General features: G+C 65.7%; 1 protein-coding gene. It reads left to right on the top strand.

Annotation, left to right across the window (positions count from 1 at the left end; genetic code table 11):
* Nucleotides 1–345: 345 nt before the first annotated feature.
* Nucleotides 346–1554, top strand: coding sequence for a GAF domain-containing protein (locus tag ACZ6TV_RS55190; protein ID WP_465309782.1), 1209 nt, complete (start codon nucleotides 346–348; stop codon nucleotides 1552–1554).
* Nucleotides 1555–1579 lie beyond the last annotated feature (25 nt).

The following is a 1579-nucleotide window of genomic DNA, read 5'->3' as shown; positions in this document are numbered from 1 at the left end:
CCGCGCGATCACGGTTTCGATCGTGACGTCGGAGGGCGCTGACACTGGCGGTAGCACCCGGGCACTCTGCATCATCCGCACTCCCAACCAGGTCCCGTGTCAGATGCCCTCATCGACTGCCGACCGGCTCAATCAAGCATTCCGGCGCCGAACGATGGAATAGGACGAGCAGTTCGAATGTCCCGTAGACGCGGTCAGATCGGGTCATCCTGCAGGCATGGCTGGAATTTGCGATGAGTGTGGCCGTACATGCTTGCCGGATGGTACACATTGCGATAGTTCGTCGAGGGGCCGGCCACCACGGCTGGCGAGGCAGCGCCTGATGCTTCGTCGCGAGGAGGAAATGTGGCGCATCGGCCCAGGTCGGATGCCTTGCAGGACGCGACCCGGCTAGCGGCGCTGGCCGCGACCGGTCTTGACGCGGAGGCGGACGCGATATTTGACCGGTTCGCGGCGCTTGCCTGTGCTGCGATCGGTGCGCCGGTCTGCCTAATGTCACTCGTCGATGACACCCGCCAGTTCTTTCCGGGGCAGGCCGGACTCAGGCAGCCGCTATGCGAGGACCGACAGACGCCACTATCACAGTCGTTCTGTCTGCAGGTGATCGCCACGGGCGTCCCGCTGATCGTCGCCAACGCCCACCAAGATCCCAGAGTCGCCGGGAACGCGGCGATCGCTGATATCGGAGTCGTCGCGTACGCGGGCCTGCCACTGACCGACAGCGACGGACAGATCCTGGGCGCGCTAGCGGTCATCGACCACGAACCCCGTACCTGGACCGTCGCCGAACTCGACTTGCTCGACGGGCTAGCCGACGCCTGCGCGGCGGAGTTGCGGTTACGGATCACGGCCACCCGCACTGAGGCGCTGCTGGCCGAACATCAGCGGCTTGCCGCTGAAGCTGCCACCGTCCTCGTCAATACCGAGTTACTGCTGACGGCCAGCGAAGACCTCAGCGCGGCCACGACCGTAGCCGGCATCACTGCCGCGGTCAGCCGACTCCTGGACACAGCGGTAGCTCCTGCCTATGTCAGCCTCGGCATCGGCTACACCGACGGCGGCCGCCGCCACATCCATGTCTCCAACGTGCAGCACCCCGCGTGGGAGATCGCGTGGCTGCACGACGTCGACGCGGGCGAGTCACCGATGCTGCGTTGCCTGCGGGACAACGAACCGGTGTATTACGCCAACATCGCCGCACTCGCCGGCGACTTCCCGGATCTCGCCGAGCACCTCGTCGCTGCCGGCCGGCAGGCTTTGGCTTGCCTGCCGCTGCCGGGACCGGACGGCCCGATCGGCATCATCGCGTTCTGGTGGAGCCAACCGCATGCCCCGGACGCTGCAGAGCAGATCATTTTGGCCGCCCTGGCTGGCTACACCGGTCTAGCCGTGCAGCGGGTCCTGCTGCTGCAGGACCGAATTGACGCCGCCACAGCCCTGCAACAGGCAATGCTCACGGATTTGCCGGACACTCTGCACCTGGACCTAGTACGGCAGCCGCCGTTCGGGATGTTGCTGGTTGACGGGGCTGGACAGAGCACGGCCACCGCGTGATCGTCTGTGCGTTGTGGACACAACT

Source organism: Dactylosporangium sp. NPDC051087, from assembly GCF_055586325.1.
The sequence above is the reverse complement of the archived record's forward strand: the minus strand, read 5'-3'. Positions and strand labels throughout refer to the sequence as shown.